This window comes from Nocardia sp. NPDC058518 (assembly GCF_042719655.1).
Classification (GTDB): Bacteria; Actinomycetota; Actinomycetes; order Mycobacteriales; family Mycobacteriaceae; genus Nocardia.
In genome coordinates, this window is sequence record NZ_JBHXNJ010000002.1 from 1 (window position 1) to 17,324 (window position 17,324).

Sequence of the window (17,324 nt, forward strand, 5' to 3'; positions counted from 1 at the left end):
GTGCCGCCGCCCCCGCGCCGCCCCCGCCCCCCCCCCGCGGCCCCCCCCAATCGCTACACCCCATCCTTGACCCACCCGCGCGCCCCCCCCCCCCCCCCCCCCCCCCCCCCGCCACAGTGCGTTCGGCTATTCCTTTGGCTCGATGTAGCGCGGGAAGATCGGTTCCGGCGCGGGCAGGTCGAGGCCGGGGGCCAGGGGAGTGGCGATGTCGGCGAAGGTGCGGCCTTCCTGGGCGAGCAGGTCCAGGATCTTGGCCGCGGAGCCCGGCATCACCGGCTGGACCAGGATGGCGACGATGCGGACCACCTCGAGGGTGACGTAGAGGACCGTCGCCATGCGGGCCAGGTCTTCGTCGGTGCCCGACTTGCGCAGCGCCCATGGCGCGTTGGCGGAGAAGTAGCGGTTGGTTTCGCCGAGGGTGAGCCAGATGGCTTCCAGGGCGAGGTGCATCTGCTGGACGTCGAACTCGGTGCGGCACTTGGCCAGTAGCGCGTTGGCGCGGTCGAGCAGTGCGCGGTCCTCGTCGGTGAATTCGCCGGGTGTGGGGGACTTGGCGTCGCAGTTCTTGTTGACCATGGTCAGGCTGCGCTGGACCAGGTTGCCGAACTCGTTGGCCAGGTCGCTGTTGATGCGGCCCGCGATGGCGTCGTTGCTGTAGCTGCCGTCCTGGCCGTAGGAGATCTCGCGCAGCAGGAAGAAGCGCACCTGGTCGAGGCCGTAGGTGGCCACCAGCGAGAGCGGGTCGACGACATTGCCCGTCGACTTCGACATCTTCTCGCCCTTGTTGTACAGGAACCCGTGCACGAACACCCGGTCCGGCAGTTCGACCCCGGCCGACATCAGGAACGCGGGCCAGTACACCGTGTGGAAGCGGGTGATGTCCTTGCCGATGATGTGCAGGCTCGCCGGCCAGAACTTCGTGAACGACGCGGAGTCGGTGTTCGGGAAGCCGACGCCCGTCAGGTAATTGGTGAGCGCGTCGACCCACACGTACATCACGTGGTCGGGCTCGCCGGGGACCGGAACGCCCCAGTCGAAGGTGGTGCGCGAGATCGACAGATCCTTCAGACCGGCCTTGACGTAGCTGACGATCTCGTTGCGCCGGGTCGAGGGCGCGATGAACTCGGGGCGATCCTCGTAGAGGGCGAGGAGCTTGTCCTGGTACGCCGAGAGCTTGAAGAAGTAGTTCGACTCCTCGGTCCAGGTGACCGGGGTCTTCGTCTCGGTGGACTCGCGGGTGCCGTCGGCGAGGAGGGTGGTCTCCTCCTCGGTGTAGAAGGCCTCGTCGCGCACCGAGTACCAGCCGGAGTAGTTGCCCAGGTAGATGTCGCCGTTGGCGAGCATCTTCTCCCAGAGGGCGACGCTGGCGGCCTTGTGGTCCTCGTCGGTGGTGCGGATGAAGCGGTCGAACGAGATGTCGAGGGCTTTGTCCATCGCCTCGAAGACATCGGAGTTGCGGGCCGCGAGCTCCTGCACTCCGATGCCCTCGGTGGCCGCGGTCTGCTGCATCTTCTGACCGTGCTCGTCGGTGCCGGTCATGAAGAACACGTCGTAACCGTCGAGTCGCTTGAAGCGGGCGATCGCGTCGGTGGAGATGTACTCGTACGCGTGGCCGATATGCGGCGCACCGTTCGGGTACGCGATGGCCGTCGTGACGTAGAAGGCGGGCGCCTCGGCGCCTTCGGCTGCACTCATGATGGGCACTACTCTAATCCGGGTGGCAAACACGAATCGTCCGGCTCCGCCTGTTCCGCCGCCGCTCGCGCCCCTGATCGATGCCCACACGCACCTCGATGCCTGTGGCGCAACCGATGCCGCGTCGACCACGGCCATCGTGGACCGGGCCGCCTCGGCCGGTGTCGGGCATGTGGTGACCATCGCCGACGATCTGGCCGCCGCGCAGTGGGCCGTGCAGGCGGCGCAGTGGGATCCGCGGGTGTACGCCGCCGTCGCGTTGCATCCCACCCGGGCCAACGCCCTCGACGACAAGGCCAAGGCCGAGCTGGAACACCTCGCCACCGACCCGCGCGTGGTCGCCATCGGCGAGACGGGCCTCGACTACTACTGGCCCGGCAAGCTCGACGGCTGCGCCGATATCGAAACCCAGGTCGAGGGTTTCCGCTGGCACATCGACCTGGCCAAACGCGTGCGCAAACCGCTGATGATCCACAACCGCGAAGCCGACCACGACCTGCTCACGGTGCTGCTCGACGAGGGAGCACCGGACACGGTGATCTTCCACTGCTTCTCCTCCGATGCCGCGATGGCCGAGGCCTGCGTGGCGGAGGGGTATGTGCTGAGTTTCTCCGGCACCGTGAGTTTCAAGAACGCGCACGAACTGCGCGAGGCCGCCAAACTGGTGCCCGACGATCAGATCCTGGTGGAAACCGACGCGCCGTATCTGACCCCGCACCCGTATCGCGGTGCGCCGAACGAGTCGTACTGCCTGCCGTACACGGTGCGCGCGCTGGCCGAAGTGCGCGAACAGGACCCGCAGGCGCTGGCCGAGATCACTACCGCCAACGCGCGCAGGCTGTATCGGATTCGGTAGTCCGTTTCGTCTGATCGGCAGGGGGCTGGACAGTAAACGTGAGTCGGCTCACATTCCCGAGCTCACGTTGTTATCTACCAGCGCTGTCTATATCGAATCGTGATCTACGATCCCGCTGATCGGGCCGCTCGGTGTTGTCTACCGCGCACCTCGTCGTTATCGTCCTGTAATCATGTCGGCTTTTGCGCGGATCAACTCGTCACGTTCACCGCTGCTATACGCAGCGGTGGCGGCCATGCTGCTGATTTTGCTCGTCGGCGCCTCGCTGGCCATCGTGAACCACAAGACGGTGGCGCTGGTCGTCGACGGCGAACGGACCGAGCTCTCGACGATGTCGCGCGATGTGCGCGCCATCCTGGCCGACGCGGGCTACGAGATCGCCGAGCACGACGAGGTGATCCCCGCCGCGAGCGCCAAGGTCGGCGACGGCGCCACCATCACCTTCAATCGAGGCCGCGAGATCACGGTCACCCTCGACGGTATCGAGCGCAAGGTGTGGACCACCGGCACCACCGCGGGCGACGCGCTCGCGTCGATGCAGATCCCGTCCGACACCCACGTGCTGCCGTCGCGCACCGAGAAACTGCCGCTGGCTGGTGCGGCGCTGAGCGTGTACACCCCGCGCAATATCTCGCTGGTCGACGGCGGCGCAGCCCCGGTCGATATGCGCCTCGCCGCGGCGACCATCGGTGAATTCCTCACTGCCGCGGGCGTTCCGCTGAAGGACGAGGACTTCACGGTGCCCGCCGCCACGACGCCGCTCGCCGAGGGCATGCAGGTTGTCGTCACGCGGCAGCGCACCGAACAGCGCACCGAAACCCTGCCGCTCGATCCCACCGAAACGGTGATCGAGGACGTGACCATGAACATGAGCCGCACCGTGATCGAGAACCCGGGCATGCCCGGTCTGCACGAGGCGACATTCGCGGTGAAGATGGTCAACGGGGCCGAAGCCTCACGCGTGCAGGTGAATTCGAATGTGATCACCCCCGCCCAGCCCAAGACGATCCGCAAGGGCGCCAAGCCGGGGACCGAGGTGCCGCCGGTGCGTGACGGTGCGGTGTGGGACGCGCTGGCGAAGTGCGAGTCGACGGGGAACTGGGCCATCAACACCGGCAACGGGTATTACGGTGGGATTCAGTTCGATCAGAGCACCTGGGAACGGCAGGGTGGGTTGAAGTACGCCCCCCGGGCTGATCTGGCGAGCCGGGAAGAGCAGATCGCGATCGCCGAGGTGACTCGGGCGCGGCAGGGCTGGGGCGCTTGGCCCGCGTGCACCGGGCGGCTGGGAATCAGCTGATCCTGCTCGGCCTCGAGGTCTTGACGGTTCATCCGGCCGCGTCGTTCCCGGGTCCGGCGGCGGTCGATCTGTACACTCGTCCAAGATCTTGATCGCCTGGTAGAGAGGCCGACCCGTGCTGAAGAACCCGATCCGGGTGACTGTTGTCGCCACGCTGGTCGCGAGCGCTTTCGCCGCCGCCGCGTACACCCCGGCGATGGCGGCGCCCCCCGGTTCGCTCATCTCGGTGCAGGCCGAACCCGACGGCTGGCACGGGCTCGCCAGAGGCGCGTCGGTCGAGTACTGGATGACCGACTCGGCGGGCGTCCAGCGCCCGGCCAGCGGCGCGATGTTCATCCCCGAAGGTGACGCACCGGTCGGCGGCTGGCCGATCCTGGCCTACGACCACGGCACCTCGGGCTCCGGCCCGGGTTGCGGCGGTCAGGCCGACCCGGAAACCGCGCCGTTCCAGCAGCATCGCGGGGCCGAGGACCGGCTGCTGCAGCGGTTCATCGACCAGGGCTTCGCCGTCGTCGCGCCCGATTACCTGGGCCTCGGCCGTTTCGACACCGGCCCGCACCCGTACCTCGAGGTGCGCAGCGAGGCGACCGCGACGATCGATCTGGTCCGAGCCGCCCGCGCCGCCAACCCCGACCTCTCGCGCACCTGGAGCGTGGTCGGCGTTTCACAGGGTGGTCACGCGGCGCTGAGCGCGGCGCACGTGCAGGCTGAATACGCCCCTGAGCTGGACTTCCGTGGTGTCGCCGCGATCGATCCTGCCTCGGACGTGGAGAAGATCCTGCCGTTCGTCAGCCCGGAGACGCCGACGGTGCCGGGGCTGTCCAGCGCCACCACCTCGTTCATCGTCAGCATCCTGGCCGGTCTGCGCGCCACCGGCCCCGAGCTCGATATCGACTCGTACCTGACTCCGCGCGGCAAGGAGATCGTCGACGCCGCGGGCAGCCAGTGCCTGGACGAGATCTTCGTGTCGACCAAGGACGTCACCGCCGCCGACCTGCTGGCGCGACCGCTCGCCCCGCTGCGCGATCCGCTCGCGGCCTACATGACGTTGCCGACCAGCGGCTACGACGCCCCGATCCTGCTGTCCATGAACGTCGCCGACATGGTCGTCCCGTCGCCCCTGCACGCCGCGCTGGTCGCCCAGCTCGCGGCCAACGGTGTCGATCAGCAGGTAGTCCTCGGCAACGGTCAGCACGGCTCGGTCTCGCCCGAACAGCTCGCCGCCATCGACGGTTTCCTCGCGCGCGTCAACGCCGCCCCGACGCAGCGCTGAGCTGCCCCATCGGCGAGGTTGGTAGGTTCTAGCGGTGTCCGAACCAGAGAAGTCCGCTCGCGGTAACCGTGCCGCATTGCTCGGTCCCGCCGAGGTGCGGACCCTGGCCGAACGTTTCGGCGTCCGGCCCACCAAGCAGCTCGGACAGAACTTCGTGCACGACGGCAATACCGTCCGTCGCATCGTGTCCGCGGCAGGCGTCGGTGCGGGTGACACCGTGCTCGAGGTCGGTCCTGGTCTCGGCTCGCTGACGCTGGCGCTGCTCGACGTGGTCGACCAGGTGGTCGCCGTCGAAATCGACCCCGTGCTCGCCAACTATCTGCCCGAGACCGTCGCCGATCGCGCGCCCGGCCTGGTCGAGCATCTGCGCGTGGTCGAGGCCGACGCGCTGCGGGTGCGCCCGGAGCAGTTGCCCGCCGTGCCGACCGCGCTGGTGGCGAACCTGCCCTACAACGTGGCCGTGCCGGTGCTGTTGCACCTGCTCGCGACATTGCCGAGCATCATGGTGTCGCTGGTGATGGTCCAGGCCGAGGTGGCCGACCGGCTCGCCGCCGAGCCCGGCAATCGCGTGTACGGGGTGCCGAGCGTCAAGGCGGGTTTCTTCGGCAAGGTTCGTCGTGCCGGTCATGTGGGGACGCAGGTCTTCTGGCCGGTGCCGCGCGTGGAATCGGGTCTGGTGCGGATCGACCGCTATGCCGAACCGCCGTGGCCGATGGACGAGGCGCATCGCCGACGGGTGTTCGAGGTGATCGACGCGGCGTTCGCGCAGCGGCGAAAGACATTGCGGGCAGCGCTGTCCGGGTGGGCGGGCTCGCCCGTCGAGGCCGAGCGCCGACTCGTCGCCGCGGGTATCGATCCGACGGCACGCGGCGAGACCCTGGAGACCGCGGCGTTCGTCCGGTTGGCGGCGACGACCTGACCGCCGCCGGCGCGTCAGCGCTGCTTGGCTGCGCGCGTCGAATCGTGGGCTCTCGCAGGGAATCCCGCAGTACACCGGCCGTTCATCGGCACGGGTCGCGCGGCCCCTGTGAAAGCAATTGTGGACAACCGGTTTTCGCGGCACTCGGAGTTGATCATGGTCCGCGGGTCGTGCTGCCGGTCGAACCCCGAAATTCGTGTCGCACCACGCCTGGGTATGGATGTGGATGACATTGTGGATGATTCGTCGCGCGCCGCGACCTGGGTGAACCCGCGGTGAACGTGGTCCTGTCGCGGTGTCTTCGAGTGGACTCGGGCTCCGCTGGGCGAGTGGAACGCGCGAGGCGCCGCCTCGCCCAGCGGGAGTGGAGTCAGGCGCTCAGCGCGTAGCCCGCTTCGTCGACCGCGGCGGCCACCTCGGTCTCGGCGAGTTCGCCCGTGCTGTCGACCCGGACGCGACCGCTGGCGAGGTCGACATCCACACTGGTGACGCCGTCGATCTTGCCGATCTCCTGCTTGACCGAGCTCACGCAGTGTCCGCAGGTCATCCCCGTAACGGTGTAGGTGGTGGTGGCCATGGCCGACTCCTTCGCTCTTCGAACATACGGTCCAGGGGTATGTCCCCGACACGAATGAACATACCCCCCATGGGTACCTAGTGCAACCCCTTCGTAGAGCGGTGGGCATTCGACGTGCGTACTAGTCGGTGGAACCTATTACGCTGGGTAATCGTGCTGTCAGTTGTGCCCAGCCCGGTCGTCGTGCGAGCTCCGTCGAAGGTGAACCTGCATCTCGGAGTCGCTGATCTGCGTCCGGATGGATACCACGATCTGACCACCGTATTCCAGGCATTGTCCCTCGCCGACGACCTCCGATTAGCCCCAGCGGCCTCGCTCACCGTGCGGGTCACCGGTGAAGGCGCCGCCGAGGTGCCCACCGACCGCACCAACCTGGTCTGGAAGGCCGCGGTCCGCCTCGCGCACCTGGCAGGCCGTGCCCCGCTGGTGGAGATCGCCATCACCAAGGGCATCCCGGTGGCAGGCGGCATGGCGGGTGGCAGTGCCGACGCGGCCGCGACCCTGGTGGGGCTGAACGAGCTGTGGGACCTTGGCCTGACCCGCGAAGAACTGTCCACGATCGCCGCCGAACTCGGCAGCGACGTCCCGTTCTCCCTGCACGGCGGCACCGCCCTCGGCACCGGCCGCGGCGAGCGCCTGCTCCCGGTGCTGTCGCGCAACACCTTTCACTGGGTCCTCGCGCTGGCCAAAGAGGGCCTGTCCACGCCCTCGGTATTCCGCGAACTCGACCGCTTGCGCGCCGAAGGCGAGCCCCCGCGCCTCGGTGACCCCCAGAAACTCATGCAGGCACTGGCCGCCGGCGATCCCCACACCCTGGCACCGCTGCTCGGCAACGACCTCCAAGCCGCCGCCCTCTCCCTGAAACCGGAACTGCGCCGCACCCTGCGCGCGGGCGTCGGCGCGGGTGCGCTGGCCGGGCTGGTCTCGGGGTCGGGGCCCACGTGCGCGTTCCTCTGCGAATCGGAGGAGGCCGCTATCGGTGTCGCCGCGGAGCTGGCAGGCGCCGGCGTGTGCCGCAGCGTGCGCACGGCCACTGGTCCTGTTCCGGGCGCCCGCGTGCTCGACACCGAGGCGCACTCCACACGCTGACGACCACCAGCTGAGTCCGGCCGCAGCGGTGCCGGTCAGAGCGAACGGCGGCGTCCACTATGATCGCAATCGACAGATCTCGCACGAACATGGGTAAATCACCGGGAACGGGCCAACTGGTCCGGCAATCCCCCCGTCGGACGCCGACGCACCGCAACCCCGCACCTATGTCTGGCCTTGAGTCGCGGAGAGGCGGCAATGCCCAACCTGATCAACCTGGAACAGGTCTCCAAGAGCTTCGGCGTCAAGCCGTTGCTGGATGACGTCTCCCTCGGAATTCACGCGGGGGAACGGATCGGGGTGGTTGGCCTCAACGGTGGCGGTAAGACCACGCTGCTCGAGGTCCTGACCGGACTGGAGCCGCCAGACAAGGGCCGGGTCAGCCGAGTGGGTGGGCTGCGGATGGCCGTGGTCACCCAGCGCGGCGTGCTGCCCGAGGGCGCGAGCATCGGTTCGATCGTGTTCGCCGGGCTGTCCGACGACCTGTCCACCGCCGACATCGCCGACCACCAGTGGGCCGCCGACTCGCGTGTGCGCTCGATCCTCGAAGGCATCGGCATCGCCGATCTGGGCCTCGACACCCTCGTCACCAACCTCTCCGGTGGCGAACGCCGCCGCGTCGCCCTGGCGGCGGCCCTGGTGCGCGATCTGGACCTGCTGGTCCTCGACGAGCCGACCAACCACCTCGACATCGAGGGTGTGCAGTGGCTGGCCGAGCACCTGGTCGCCCGGCGCACCGCGCTCGTCGTCGTCACCCACGATCGCTGGTTCCTCGACACCGTCGCCAACCGCACCTGGGAGGTCGTCGGCGGCAAGGTGGAGGTCTACGAGGGCGGCTACGGCGACTGGATCTTCGCTCGCGCCGAACGCGCACGTCAGGCCGACGCCTCGGAATCGCGCCGCCAGAACCTGGCCCGCAAGGAACTGGCCTGGCTGCGCCGTGGCGCCAAGGCCCGCACCTCCAAGCCGCGCTACCGCGTCGAGGCCGCAGAGGCCCTGATCGCCGATGTGCCCGCGCCGCGCGACTCGGTGTCGCTGGCCGCGTTCGCGCGCAAGCGACTCGGCCGCGTGGTGATCGAACTCGAGGATGCCGCCCTCACCACCCCCGACGGCCGTGTGCTGGTCGACGACCTCACCTGGCGGCTCGCGCCGGGCGAGCGGGTCGGCCTGGTCGGCGTCAACGGGTCGGGCAAGACCACCCTGTTGCGCGCGCTGGCCGGGGAGACCGAACCCGCCAAGGGCAAGCGGATCCAGGGCCAGACCGTGCAGATCGGCTGGCTGCGTCAGGAACTCGACGACCTGCCCACCGATATGCGGGTGCTCGAGGCCGTCCAGCAGGTCGCGCAGCGAATCATGCTCGGCGACAAGGAGATCTCGGCGGGCCAGCTCGCCGAACGGCTCGGTTTCACCCCGGCCCGCCAGCGCACCCCGGTCGGCGACCTCTCCGGTGGTGAACGCCGTCGCCTGCAACTCACCCGCATCCTGATGGCCGAACCGAACGTCCTGCTGCTCGACGAGCCGACCAACGACCTCGACATCGACACCCTGCAGCAGCTCGAAGACCTGCTCGACAACTGGGCGGGCACGCTCGTGGTCATCAGCCACGACCGCTACCTGGTCGAGCGCATCTGCGACTCCACCTGGGCCCTGTTCGGCGACGGCAAGCTCACCAACCTGCCCGGCGGCATCGACTCCTACCTCGCCAAGCGCGCCACCATGGCGGGCAACACCAAGCCGCTCACCGCGAAGACCGGTGGCGCCTCGACGGATTCGTCCGACCGCCGCGCGGCCCGCAAGGAACTGTCGAAGGTCGAACGCAGCATCGCCAAACTCGACGAGCGCGAACAGAAACTGCACAAGGCACTGGCCGACGCCGCAACGGACCCGGACAAGCTGGTCAAGCTCGGTACCGAGCTCAAGGAAGTCGTCGCAGACAAGGAAGCGGCGGAAGAGCGCTGGATGGAACTGGCGGAGCTCGGCGAGAGCTAGGTCGCGGTCTCGCGACCGTCGCTGATCACTACCGGTAGACACGTCTGGACGAAGTCGGCGCCGAATTCGGTGAGCAGGATGCTGCGGTAGGTCACCTTCGTGCCGAAACCGGGGCGCTTCAACGCTTCCCGCACCTGCTCCTGGGCCTCGATGACCTGGTAGCGGTGCGGGTTCCCGACGGGGTCGCGGGTGGACTCGATGAGCCCGAGCCTGCGCAGGTTGGGCAGGTACTGCGGTACCCGGTTCGGAAACCGCAGGCCGGCGTGGTCGCCCAGCATGGTGAGACCGCTGATCAACCGTTCGCCGCCGAACGCCCGCTGACGCCCGGTGCGCACATCGATGGCCGGCTGCGGCCCGTCGACGTGCAGGAATCGCAGGATCCGCGCCTCGTCGGGCGTGATCTCGGCGAGGATGCCGGGATAGGCCGGATGGGTGTCCGGCTGTGCGGCGTGCGTGCTGGCGGACAGCCGGAGCAGTTCGGCGCCCTGCTCGCGCAGGGTCGGGGTGCCGTCGTCGCCGCGATGTTCGGCGCCCGTCGGCAGGCCGAGCGCGTGCCGGAGCCGGTCGCGCACTTCGGTTTCCGCCTCCGCGAGCACCTCGTTGGGCGGATTGCCCGCCATGCTGCCGCGCAGCACCGTGACGGTCACCCCGAGCGCGGTGTCCAGCGTCCACAGCGTCATTCCCGAGGCAGCGGTGAGCGCTACCCGCGCCACACCGGTGGCCGCACGAACCGTGCGTACCGGTGAGACGGGCAGCAGCCCACGCTTGTCGGCGGAGACCTCGAGCGGCGGTACCGATCGTCGCACCAGCTCGGTGGACGGGGTCCCGTCGTCTACATCCATGTCGTCGCTACTCCTGTTCCGAAGACCAGGATGTGAGCGTATCCGGCGAGCAGTCCCAGCGCGCCGCCATGGACAAAAAGCAACCATTCGTCCTGTTTGATCGCCGAGCGCAGCATGTCCACGAAGTCATGTGGGGAAAGTGCGGACATTTGCCGGGCGATGTAATCGTTGACCTGCCTGCTCTGCTGAGCATTGAACGCGGGGTCGGCGAACGCCATCGGCGCGATCGTCATGGCCTGCGTGGTGAGAGTCGCTTGCAGCGTGTCGTATTCGCGGCTGCCGAGCATGAACTTCACCGCGGGCCGCGCGGGTCCGAGCGCGCGGTCGGCGGCCGGGCGCAGGGTGTCCTCGAGCATCTGCAGGGTCCGGTCCGAGCGCGGGCCGTTGAGCAGTTCGTCGCCGATATTGGCCACCGTGACGACCTCGGTGGACACCAATGCCGCGTAACCGGCGGTGATTTCGGGCTGGCGCTTGATCAGCAGACCCTGCCGCCACGGGCACCACCACTTCGGCGTGGCGGGCGCGAAGATCATATTGATGCCGATCCAGTTCACCACCCAGCCGATGATGATCCCGCCGACCGGCAGCACGACCAGCGCTGAGAGCCCGGTGGTGTGCAGCGCCAGGACCAGCAGCAACCCGCAGGGCGCGCCGAAATAGAAGCCGAAGTTCTGCATGAACCGCAGTTCCTTGGCGCCGAGCACCTGGAACAGCTGGTTGAGCAATTGCGGTCGGGCCTGGAAGTAGCGGATCACCATCTGCTTCACATCGAGCAGCTGGTCGATATTGGCGCCGAGCTCCATGGTGAGGTCGCGCAGGATCTCGGGCAGTTGCGAGCGCACCCGCTGATGGATCATCTCCCTGACCTGGACGGGCAGGTTGTACCAGAGCTGCGGGTGTTCGCGACGCAGGATCACCTCGACGATGTCGCGGATCTGCGCGTCGGCCACCTCGGCCAGATGTTCGGCCAGCTTCTCCGGGTCGAGCTCTCGGTAGAAGTCGGCGACACTGCCCAGTTTGGACAGTCCCTTGTCGACCGCGATGCTGGCCATCTTGTCGGCGCGCGAGGGCACGATGCCCTGCCAGCCGATCCGGCCGTCATAGCTGAGCAGCGGCAAGACCTGGATCCGCTTGGGCAGATAGGGAAAGACCGCGCGCAGACCGGGCAGTCGGAAACCATGGAATTGGATCGGCTGGAACAGCATGAGAATGCCGGACCAGTTGGTTATGTATCCGATAATTCCTGTGAAAAGAGGAATGGTCAGAATTTCAAGCAGAAGTGTCGGGTGTAACCCGAACACACTCTCCAACACGACACGCCCTCCTGCCGATACCCGGTGACCACCGCCTCACCGAGAACCAAAAATTTATCACCCCCGCGGCGAGGTGACCCTACTGTGAGATGAGGAACCGGGTCCATTCGTCGTGTGTCAGACCACAGGGTAGTGTCTGAGACATCAGTCACAGAACCTGTCCTGAATGCCGTACTCACCCTTGCTAGTCGGAACAATGACCATCACCACATTTCGTGACAGGCCACAACTGGCGCGCACAGGGGGCGCGCGGTGGCGAGGACTGTTCACATGGCGAGACTTCGGAGTAGGACGTGACAGACGACAGGACCGGTCAGGACCTGGCCCGTGCCGGTACCCGCGCCGTCGAGCGCAGCTCGGATGTCGAGCAGCGACAGATCAGCAATGAAGCACGGTTGATCCGTGGCGTTTTCCGCGCCGCCGGATTGGCCGCCGGTACCGCGGTGCGCGGCAGTCAGTGGGCTGTCGGCACCACCTATGAGGTCACCAAGGAACTGGCGCAGGCGGCGCTGGACGGCGAATCCTCCGCCGATATCGCCGAGCGCACCGGCAATGCCCTTCGCTCCATCGCACGCAGCGCCCTCGGCGTCACCGAGGGGTCGGTGCGCGAGATCGTCAGCTATGTGCCGACGCCGAACGGTGCCTCGCAGCAGGCCATCACCGTCGGCCCGTACCTGCGCTCGGCCACCACCGATGACCTGCGGCGACGCGGTGACGCGCTGCTGGCCCGCTCGGCCGACGTGTACTTCACCGAGGACGTGCACCCGGCCTACGACCGCATCCTCGACGAGGTCGCTCCCGACGAGGCCCGCATCCTGCGGTTCATGGCCCTCAACGGTCCGCAACCCTCGGTCGACGTCCGGACCAACCGGCCGCTCGGCATCGGCTCGGAGCTGGTGCAGGGCGACCTGACCTCGGTCCCCGAACAGGCGGGCGTGCGCTACCCGGACCGCTCGCGGTCCTACCTGATCAACCTCAATCGCCTCGGTCTCACGCTCACCTCCGACGATCCGGTCGTGCTGAGCCGGTACATGGTGCTGGAAGTGCAGCCCGTCGTGGAGCAGGCGCTCAAGAAGGCGGGCCGCGCGCCCAAGATCGTGCGCAAGAGCCTTCGCCTCTCGGAATTCGGCGAGGATTTCTGCCGCACCTGCTTCACCATCGGGTAGCCCAGACAGCTGTCACCGCCGCCGCCGGAGGTCACACTCCGGTGTCGGCAGTGATAGCGATCTGATACAGAACGGGCGGCGAGCCGTTTCTGGTGGGATCGTGGAGAGATGGAGCAGGGCCCGGAAACTCCCAACGTGCACGTCGACGAACCTGTCGCGTCCGCGTGGGTAGGCCCGGTGCCGTTGCTGCCCGGTGATGACGCTCCGTTGGTCGCCGGGTCGGACTCGGGGGAGGCATGGATGGCGTCACCGCCACCGGACGACGAAGAACAGCCCGCACCGATCGAGCGCCCGCCGGATCACCCCGACGACCTCATCGCGCTCGGCAGGCTCAAGTACCGCTATCTGCGCAGTCTCGACACCAAGTCGTGGGACGAGTTCGCCGACACGATGATCCCCGAGGCCACCGCCACCTACAGCGAATACCTGCAGTTCGAGTCGCGCGAGGCCTTCCTGGCCTTCCTGCGCAATACCCTCGGACCGCACGTGATCACCGAGCACCGCTGCGACCACCCCGAGATCGATATCGACGGTGACACCGCCACCGGTACCTGGTACCTGGCCGACACGGTGATCATCCCCGAACACAACATGTGCCTGCGCGGCGCCGCTTTCTATACCGACAGCTACGTGCGCTGCGACGACGGGCACTGGCGCATCTCGCACACCGGGTACGAGCGCACCTACGAGGTGGTGCTCTCGCTCAGCGACCTGCCCAGCCTGCGTCTCACCGCGAGCCGCTGGGGAATGATCGCGCAGGAGAACCACATCTCCTCGGTGGAACGCAATCCCGGACCGGCAGCATGATGACGCCGACGCGCAGCGTTCCTCAGCCGCGCACGGCCGGAGCGAATGCGTAGGTACGCCTGATTCTCCCGACCCAGACAGCGTCAGTCCGCGGTCGCGACCAGGGGTTCCAGGGTGAGTTTCGGGTGTTCCTTCTCGATGTACTGCAGCCGCCACTTGTCGCTGAACAGCGCCAGGATCACGCCGTCGGTGCGGGTGAACACCTCGACCCCACGCTGGCGGTCCAGCTCGGGGGCCGACTCCGCGTCGGTGCGCCTGGCCAGGGTGAAGGGGAGGAAGTCCAGCTGGGTCTCGACGTTGAACTCGCCCTGCATCCGGGCCGTGACCACTTCGAACTGCATCGGTCCGACCGCGGCCAGTACCGGAGTGGCGTCACCGCGGGCGTCGTTGCGCAGCACCTGCACCACGCCCTCGGAATCGAGCTGGTCGATGGCCTTGCGGAACTGCTTGTACTTGCCCGCGCTCTGCGCGCGCAGCGTCGCGAAATGCTCGGGCGCGAAGCTCGGGATCGGTGGGTACTCCACCTTCTTCTCGACGAACAGCGTGTGGCCAGGCGCGAGCGCGGTGGCGTTGACCAGGCCGACCACATCGCCGGGATAGGCGGTGTCGACCGTGGTGCGCTCGCGGCCGAAGACCGTGAGCGCGTACTTGGTGGCGAACGGGCGACCGGTCTGCGCGTGCGTCACCACCATGCCGCGCTCGAACTCGCCGGACACGATCCGCATGAACGCCAGCCGGTCGCGGTGGGCGGTATCCATCCCCGCCTGCACCTTGAACACCACCGCGCTGAACGGGTCACCGGTGGTGCGTTCCTTGCCTGTCACATCGGCACGCGAGCCCGGCGCGGGCGCCAGTTCCACCAGCGTCTCGAGCAGTTGGCGCACACCGAAATTCAGCATGGCCGAGGCGTAGATCACCGGCGACGTCTGGCCTGCCAGGAACATTTCCTGATCGTGGTCCTGCCCGGTCGCCGAGAGCAGTTCGCTCTCCTCCGCCGCTGTCGTCCAGGCCTCGCCCTCGCGAGCTTCGGCTTGGGCGGAAGTCAGGTATTCCTCGGGCGCGATGGTCGCGCCACCGGCGGTGCGGGTGAAGTGGATGTACTCGCTCGCCTCACCCTCGGGTCCACGGCGCAGCAGGCCGCGGAAATCGCCCGCGATGCCGACCGGCAGGAACAGGGGAGTGGGCGTGAGGCCGATCCGCTCGCTGATCTCGTCGAGCAGTTCCAGAGGGGCCTGACCCGGCCGGTCCCATTTGTTGATGACGGTGATCACCGGGATGCCGCGGTGGCGACACACCTGGAACAGCTTGAGCGTCTGCGGTTCCAGGCCCTTGGCCGCGTCGATCAGCATCACCGCGGCGTCGACGGCGGTGAGCACCCGGTAGGTGTCCTCGGAGAAATCGGAGTGGCCGGGGGTGTCGACGAGGTTGATCACATTGTCGATATCGGATCCGGCGGCCCGGTAGTTGAACTGCAGCGCGGTCGAACTCACCGAGATGCCGCGCGCCTTCTCCATCTCCATCCAGTCCGACACCGTCGACTTGCGACCGGCCTTACCGTGGATGGCGCCCGCCTCGGAGATCATCCTGGCGTGCAGGGCCAGCGCTTCGGTGAGCGTCGACTTACCCGCGTCGGGGTGCGAGATCACGGCGAACGTGCGGCGACGAGCCACCTCGGCGGGTAACCCGCGTGGGGTGGGGGCGACGCCTTCTCCGGACTCGGTCAACGGTCGAACCTTTCGCAGTGGTCGGCAACCTATCTACAGTATTGGAGCGCTGGCGCGCTCGAGTTCGCGCCCCCGGCGGTCCCGTCGATCAGGCACCGTTGCTTGCTCCTTCGTCGCCTACGCAACGGCACCTGATCAACGGGACGGGCGCGAACCGCCCACTGCGTCGGCGATCCCTCCTCGAGGTCGGGATGTGCGGGTCGGTGTGCGGTCACATGGCGGTTTCAGGGTGCGATTGTCGATGCGGTATGGTTGGCGGGTTGTCTCGGCGAGGGTGAGTGCCCGTTTGGTGCGCACACCGTGATCGACGCGGCTCGGCTGAGTTGTTTGGGCCGTCCTCGTTCGTTCTTTCGTCCGACGAGTAGACCTTGACCCCGGAGTTGGGTCACCCATGACCAGCCGTAGGAGCGCATTCAGTATGTCCGACGCCAATCTGATCGAAGCCGCCGTCCGCACCGAATTCGGTAAGGGTGCCGCTCGCCGTACCCGTCGCGACGGCAACGTGCCCGCCGTGCTGTACGGCCACCACGCCGAGCCGCAGCACCTGTCGCTGAACGCCAAGGCGTTCGCCGCGATCCTGCGTCTGCACGGCACCAACGCCATCCTGAACCTGCAGATCGATGGCCAGCCGCAGCTGGCGATGACCAAGTCGGTCGTCGTCCACCCGATCCGTCGCTACATCGAGCACGCCGACCTGCTGATCGTCAAGCGTGGCGAGCGCGTCACCACCGACGTCAACGTCGTCGTCACCGGCGATGCCGTCTCCGGCGCCCTGATCACCCAGGAACTCAACAGCCTGTCGATCGAGGCCGACGCGATGAACCTGCCCGAGTCCATCGAGGTCTCGGTCGACGGCATCGCGCCGGGCACTCAGATCCTGGCCGGCACCATCGCGCTGCCCAAGGGCGTCACCCTGGCCGGTGACCCGGAAGCGCTGATCGTCAACGTGATCGAAGCACCGTCCGCCTCGCAGATGGACGAAGAGGGCGAAGCCGCCGCCGAAGCCGCGACCGCGGAGGCCGCTCCCGAGTCCGAGTAAGACCGCGCACTACGATTCGGGCAATGACCGAATCTTCCGGGCCCGCGCTCGTAGTCGGACTGGGTAACCCCGGCCCCGAATACGAGCGCACCCGCCACAATGTGGGCTTCCTGGTCGCCGATGTGCTCGCCGAGCGCGTCGGCGGCCGTTTTGCCGTGCACAAGAAGTCCGGTGCCGACCTGCTCCAGGCGCGTCTGGACGGCCGTCAGATCCTCATCGCGAAGCCGCGCACCTACATGAATCTGTCCGGGCGGCCGGTCGCCGCGCTGGCGAAGTTCTTCTCGGTGCCGGTGGATCAGGTGATCGTGGTCCACGACGAGCTGGATCTGCCGTTCGGCACGCTCAAGCTCAAGCAGGGCGGCGGCGAAGGTGGACACAACGGATTGCGGTCGATCTCGCAGGCGCTGACCACCAAGGAGTACCTGCGGACCAGGATCGGGATCGGGCGTCCCCCCGGTCGACAGGATCCGGCCGATTACGTGCTCAAGCCCTTCTCCGCGCCGGAGCGTAAAGAGGTTCCGGTGATCGTGGAGCAGGCCGCCGACGCGGTGGAGCTGCTGTTGAAGGTCGGGCTGGAAGCAGCCCAGAACAACCTGCATTAGATGTGTGGTAGTCCCAGACAGGTTTGACGCTGTGTTTATCGGCGCGCTGGCGCGCGCGTGTCCGCGGCCCCAAGGGGCCGGGGGGGGGGGGGGGTGTCAAGCGCGCCGGGGCGCGGGGGCGGGGCTGGGGTAC

15 protein-coding genes are annotated in these 17,324 nt (G+C 67.6%); 10 read left to right on the forward strand and 5 right to left on the reverse strand.

What is annotated here, in order from left to right:
* Positions 1 to 126 precede the first annotated feature (126 nt).
* On the reverse strand, positions 127 to 1,695 hold the full coding sequence (gene metG, locus ACFWPX_RS04740; protein WP_378926182.1) for a methionine--tRNA ligase: 1,569 nt from the start codon (positions 1,693 to 1,695) through the stop codon (positions 127 to 129).
* Position 1,696: 1 nt separating this feature from the next.
* Here metG and ACFWPX_RS04745 point away from each other — a divergent pair, with 1 nt between their 5' ends.
* From ACFWPX_RS04745 to rsmA, 4 genes are all read left to right on the forward strand, one after another.
* Positions 1,697 to 2,551, forward strand: coding sequence for a TatD family hydrolase (locus tag ACFWPX_RS04745; protein WP_378926184.1), 855 nt, complete (start codon positions 1,697 to 1,699; stop codon positions 2,549 to 2,551).
* Between the two features lie 172 nt (positions 2,552 to 2,723).
* Complete coding sequence (locus ACFWPX_RS04750) at positions 2,724 to 3,851, forward strand: transglycosylase family protein (protein ID WP_378926186.1); 1,128 nt, start codon at positions 2,724 to 2,726, stop codon at positions 3,849 to 3,851.
* A gap of 115 nt (positions 3,852 to 3,966) precedes the next feature.
* The gene (locus tag ACFWPX_RS04755; RefSeq protein WP_378926188.1) at positions 3,967 to 5,124 is read left to right on the forward strand and encodes an alpha/beta fold hydrolase; all 1,158 of its coding nucleotides are present in this window, start codon (positions 3,967 to 3,969) and stop codon (positions 5,122 to 5,124) included.
* A 34-nt stretch (positions 5,125 to 5,158) separates the two neighbouring features.
* Positions 5,159 to 6,043, forward strand: coding sequence for a 16S rRNA (adenine(1518)-N(6)/adenine(1519)-N(6))-dimethyltransferase RsmA (gene rsmA, locus ACFWPX_RS04760; RefSeq protein ID WP_378926190.1), 885 nt, complete (start codon positions 5,159 to 5,161; stop codon positions 6,041 to 6,043).
* 370 nt (positions 6,044 to 6,413) lie between these two features.
* On the opposite strand, the gene ACFWPX_RS04765 is transcribed toward rsmA, so the two are convergent.
* Positions 6,414 to 6,620, reverse strand: a complete 207-nt coding sequence (locus ACFWPX_RS04765; RefSeq protein WP_378926192.1) for a heavy-metal-associated domain-containing protein — start codon at positions 6,618 to 6,620, stop codon at positions 6,414 to 6,416.
* Between the two features lie 153 nt (positions 6,621 to 6,773).
* On the opposite strand from ACFWPX_RS04765, the gene ACFWPX_RS04770 reads away from it, so the two are divergent.
* Both ACFWPX_RS04770 and ACFWPX_RS04775 read left to right on the forward strand, forming a co-directional pair.
* On the forward strand, positions 6,774 to 7,709 hold the full coding sequence (locus ACFWPX_RS04770) for a 4-(cytidine 5'-diphospho)-2-C-methyl-D-erythritol kinase (RefSeq protein ID WP_378926195.1): 936 nt from the start codon (positions 6,774 to 6,776) through the stop codon (positions 7,707 to 7,709).
* 198 nt (positions 7,710 to 7,907) lie between these two features.
* The gene (locus ACFWPX_RS04775; RefSeq protein WP_378913461.1) at positions 7,908 to 9,698 is read left to right on the forward strand and encodes an ABC-F family ATP-binding cassette domain-containing protein; all 1,791 of its coding nucleotides are present in this window, start codon (positions 7,908 to 7,910) and stop codon (positions 9,696 to 9,698) included.
* On the opposite strand, the gene ACFWPX_RS04780 is transcribed toward ACFWPX_RS04775, so the two are convergent.
* Entirely contained in the window at positions 9,695 to 10,540 is an 846-nt protein-coding gene (locus ACFWPX_RS04780; RefSeq protein ID WP_378913462.1) for an Abi-alpha family protein, read from the reverse strand. The genes ACFWPX_RS04775 and ACFWPX_RS04780 overlap by 4 nt on opposite strands.
* Positions 10,531 to 11,745 carry a hypothetical protein gene (locus tag ACFWPX_RS04785; RefSeq protein WP_378913463.1) on the reverse strand — a complete coding sequence of 405 codons (1,215 nt, stop codon included), beginning with the start codon at positions 11,743 to 11,745 and terminating at the stop codon, positions 10,531 to 10,533. The genes ACFWPX_RS04780 and ACFWPX_RS04785 overlap by 10 nt, the downstream gene beginning before the upstream one ends.
* A 401-nt stretch (positions 11,746 to 12,146) precedes the next feature.
* Here ACFWPX_RS04785 and ACFWPX_RS04790 point away from each other — a divergent pair, with 401 nt between their 5' ends.
* Together ACFWPX_RS04790 and ACFWPX_RS04795 are read left to right on the forward strand one after the other, a co-directional pair.
* Positions 12,147 to 13,019, forward strand: a complete 873-nt coding sequence (locus ACFWPX_RS04790) for an Abi-alpha family protein (RefSeq protein ID WP_378710021.1) — start codon at positions 12,147 to 12,149, stop codon at positions 13,017 to 13,019.
* Positions 13,020 to 13,301: 282 nt separating this feature from the next.
* Positions 13,302 to 13,826: a nuclear transport factor 2 family protein gene (locus ACFWPX_RS04795; protein ID WP_378913480.1), complete on the forward strand. Its 525-nt coding sequence runs from the start codon at positions 13,302 to 13,304 to the stop codon at positions 13,824 to 13,826.
* Positions 13,827 to 13,909: 83 nt separating this feature from the next.
* Here ACFWPX_RS04795 and ACFWPX_RS04800 read toward each other — a convergent pair whose 3' ends face one another.
* Positions 13,910 to 15,550 (reverse strand): peptide chain release factor 3, encoded by a 1,641-nt coding sequence (locus ACFWPX_RS04800; protein ID WP_378926198.1) that lies wholly within the window; start codon positions 15,548 to 15,550, stop codon positions 13,910 to 13,912.
* A 418-nt stretch (positions 15,551 to 15,968) separates the two neighbouring features.
* On the opposite strand from ACFWPX_RS04800, the gene ACFWPX_RS04805 reads away from it, so the two are divergent.
* Positions 15,969 to 16,589, forward strand: coding sequence for a 50S ribosomal protein L25/general stress protein Ctc (locus ACFWPX_RS04805; protein ID WP_378926200.1), 621 nt, complete (start codon positions 15,969 to 15,971; stop codon positions 16,587 to 16,589).
* Between the two features lie 23 nt (positions 16,590 to 16,612).
* Complete coding sequence (gene pth, locus ACFWPX_RS04810; protein ID WP_378926201.1) at positions 16,613 to 17,191, forward strand: aminoacyl-tRNA hydrolase; 579 nt, start codon at positions 16,613 to 16,615, stop codon at positions 17,189 to 17,191.
* Positions 17,192 to 17,324: the final 133 nt, after the last annotated feature.

Coding starts and splice junctions, on each gene's coding strand:
- metG (WP_378926182.1), bottom strand. CDS start 1,695: ATGAGTGCAGCCGAAGGCGCCGAGGCGCCCGCCTTCTACGTCACGACG.
- ACFWPX_RS04745 (WP_378926184.1), top strand. CDS start 1,697: ATGGGCACTACTCTAATCCGGGTGGCAAACACGAATCGTCCGGCTCCG.
- ACFWPX_RS04750 (WP_378926186.1), top strand. CDS start 2,724: ATGTCGGCTTTTGCGCGGATCAACTCGTCACGTTCACCGCTGCTATAC.
- ACFWPX_RS04765 (WP_378926192.1), bottom strand. CDS start 6,620: ATGGCCACCACCACCTACACCGTTACGGGGATGACCTGCGGACACTGC.
- ACFWPX_RS04775 (WP_378913461.1), top strand. CDS start 7,908: ATGCCCAACCTGATCAACCTGGAACAGGTCTCCAAGAGCTTCGGCGTC.
- ACFWPX_RS04780 (WP_378913462.1), bottom strand. CDS start 10,540: ATGGATGTAGACGACGGGACCCCGTCCACCGAGCTGGTGCGACGATCG.
- ACFWPX_RS04785 (WP_378913463.1), bottom strand. CDS start 11,745: ATGCTGTTCCAGCCGATCCAATTCCATGGTTTCCGACTGCCCGGTCTG.
- ACFWPX_RS04805 (WP_378926200.1), top strand. CDS start 15,969: ATGTCCGACGCCAATCTGATCGAAGCCGCCGTCCGCACCGAATTCGGT.
- pth (WP_378926201.1), top strand. CDS start 16,613: ATGACCGAATCTTCCGGGCCCGCGCTCGTAGTCGGACTGGGTAACCCC.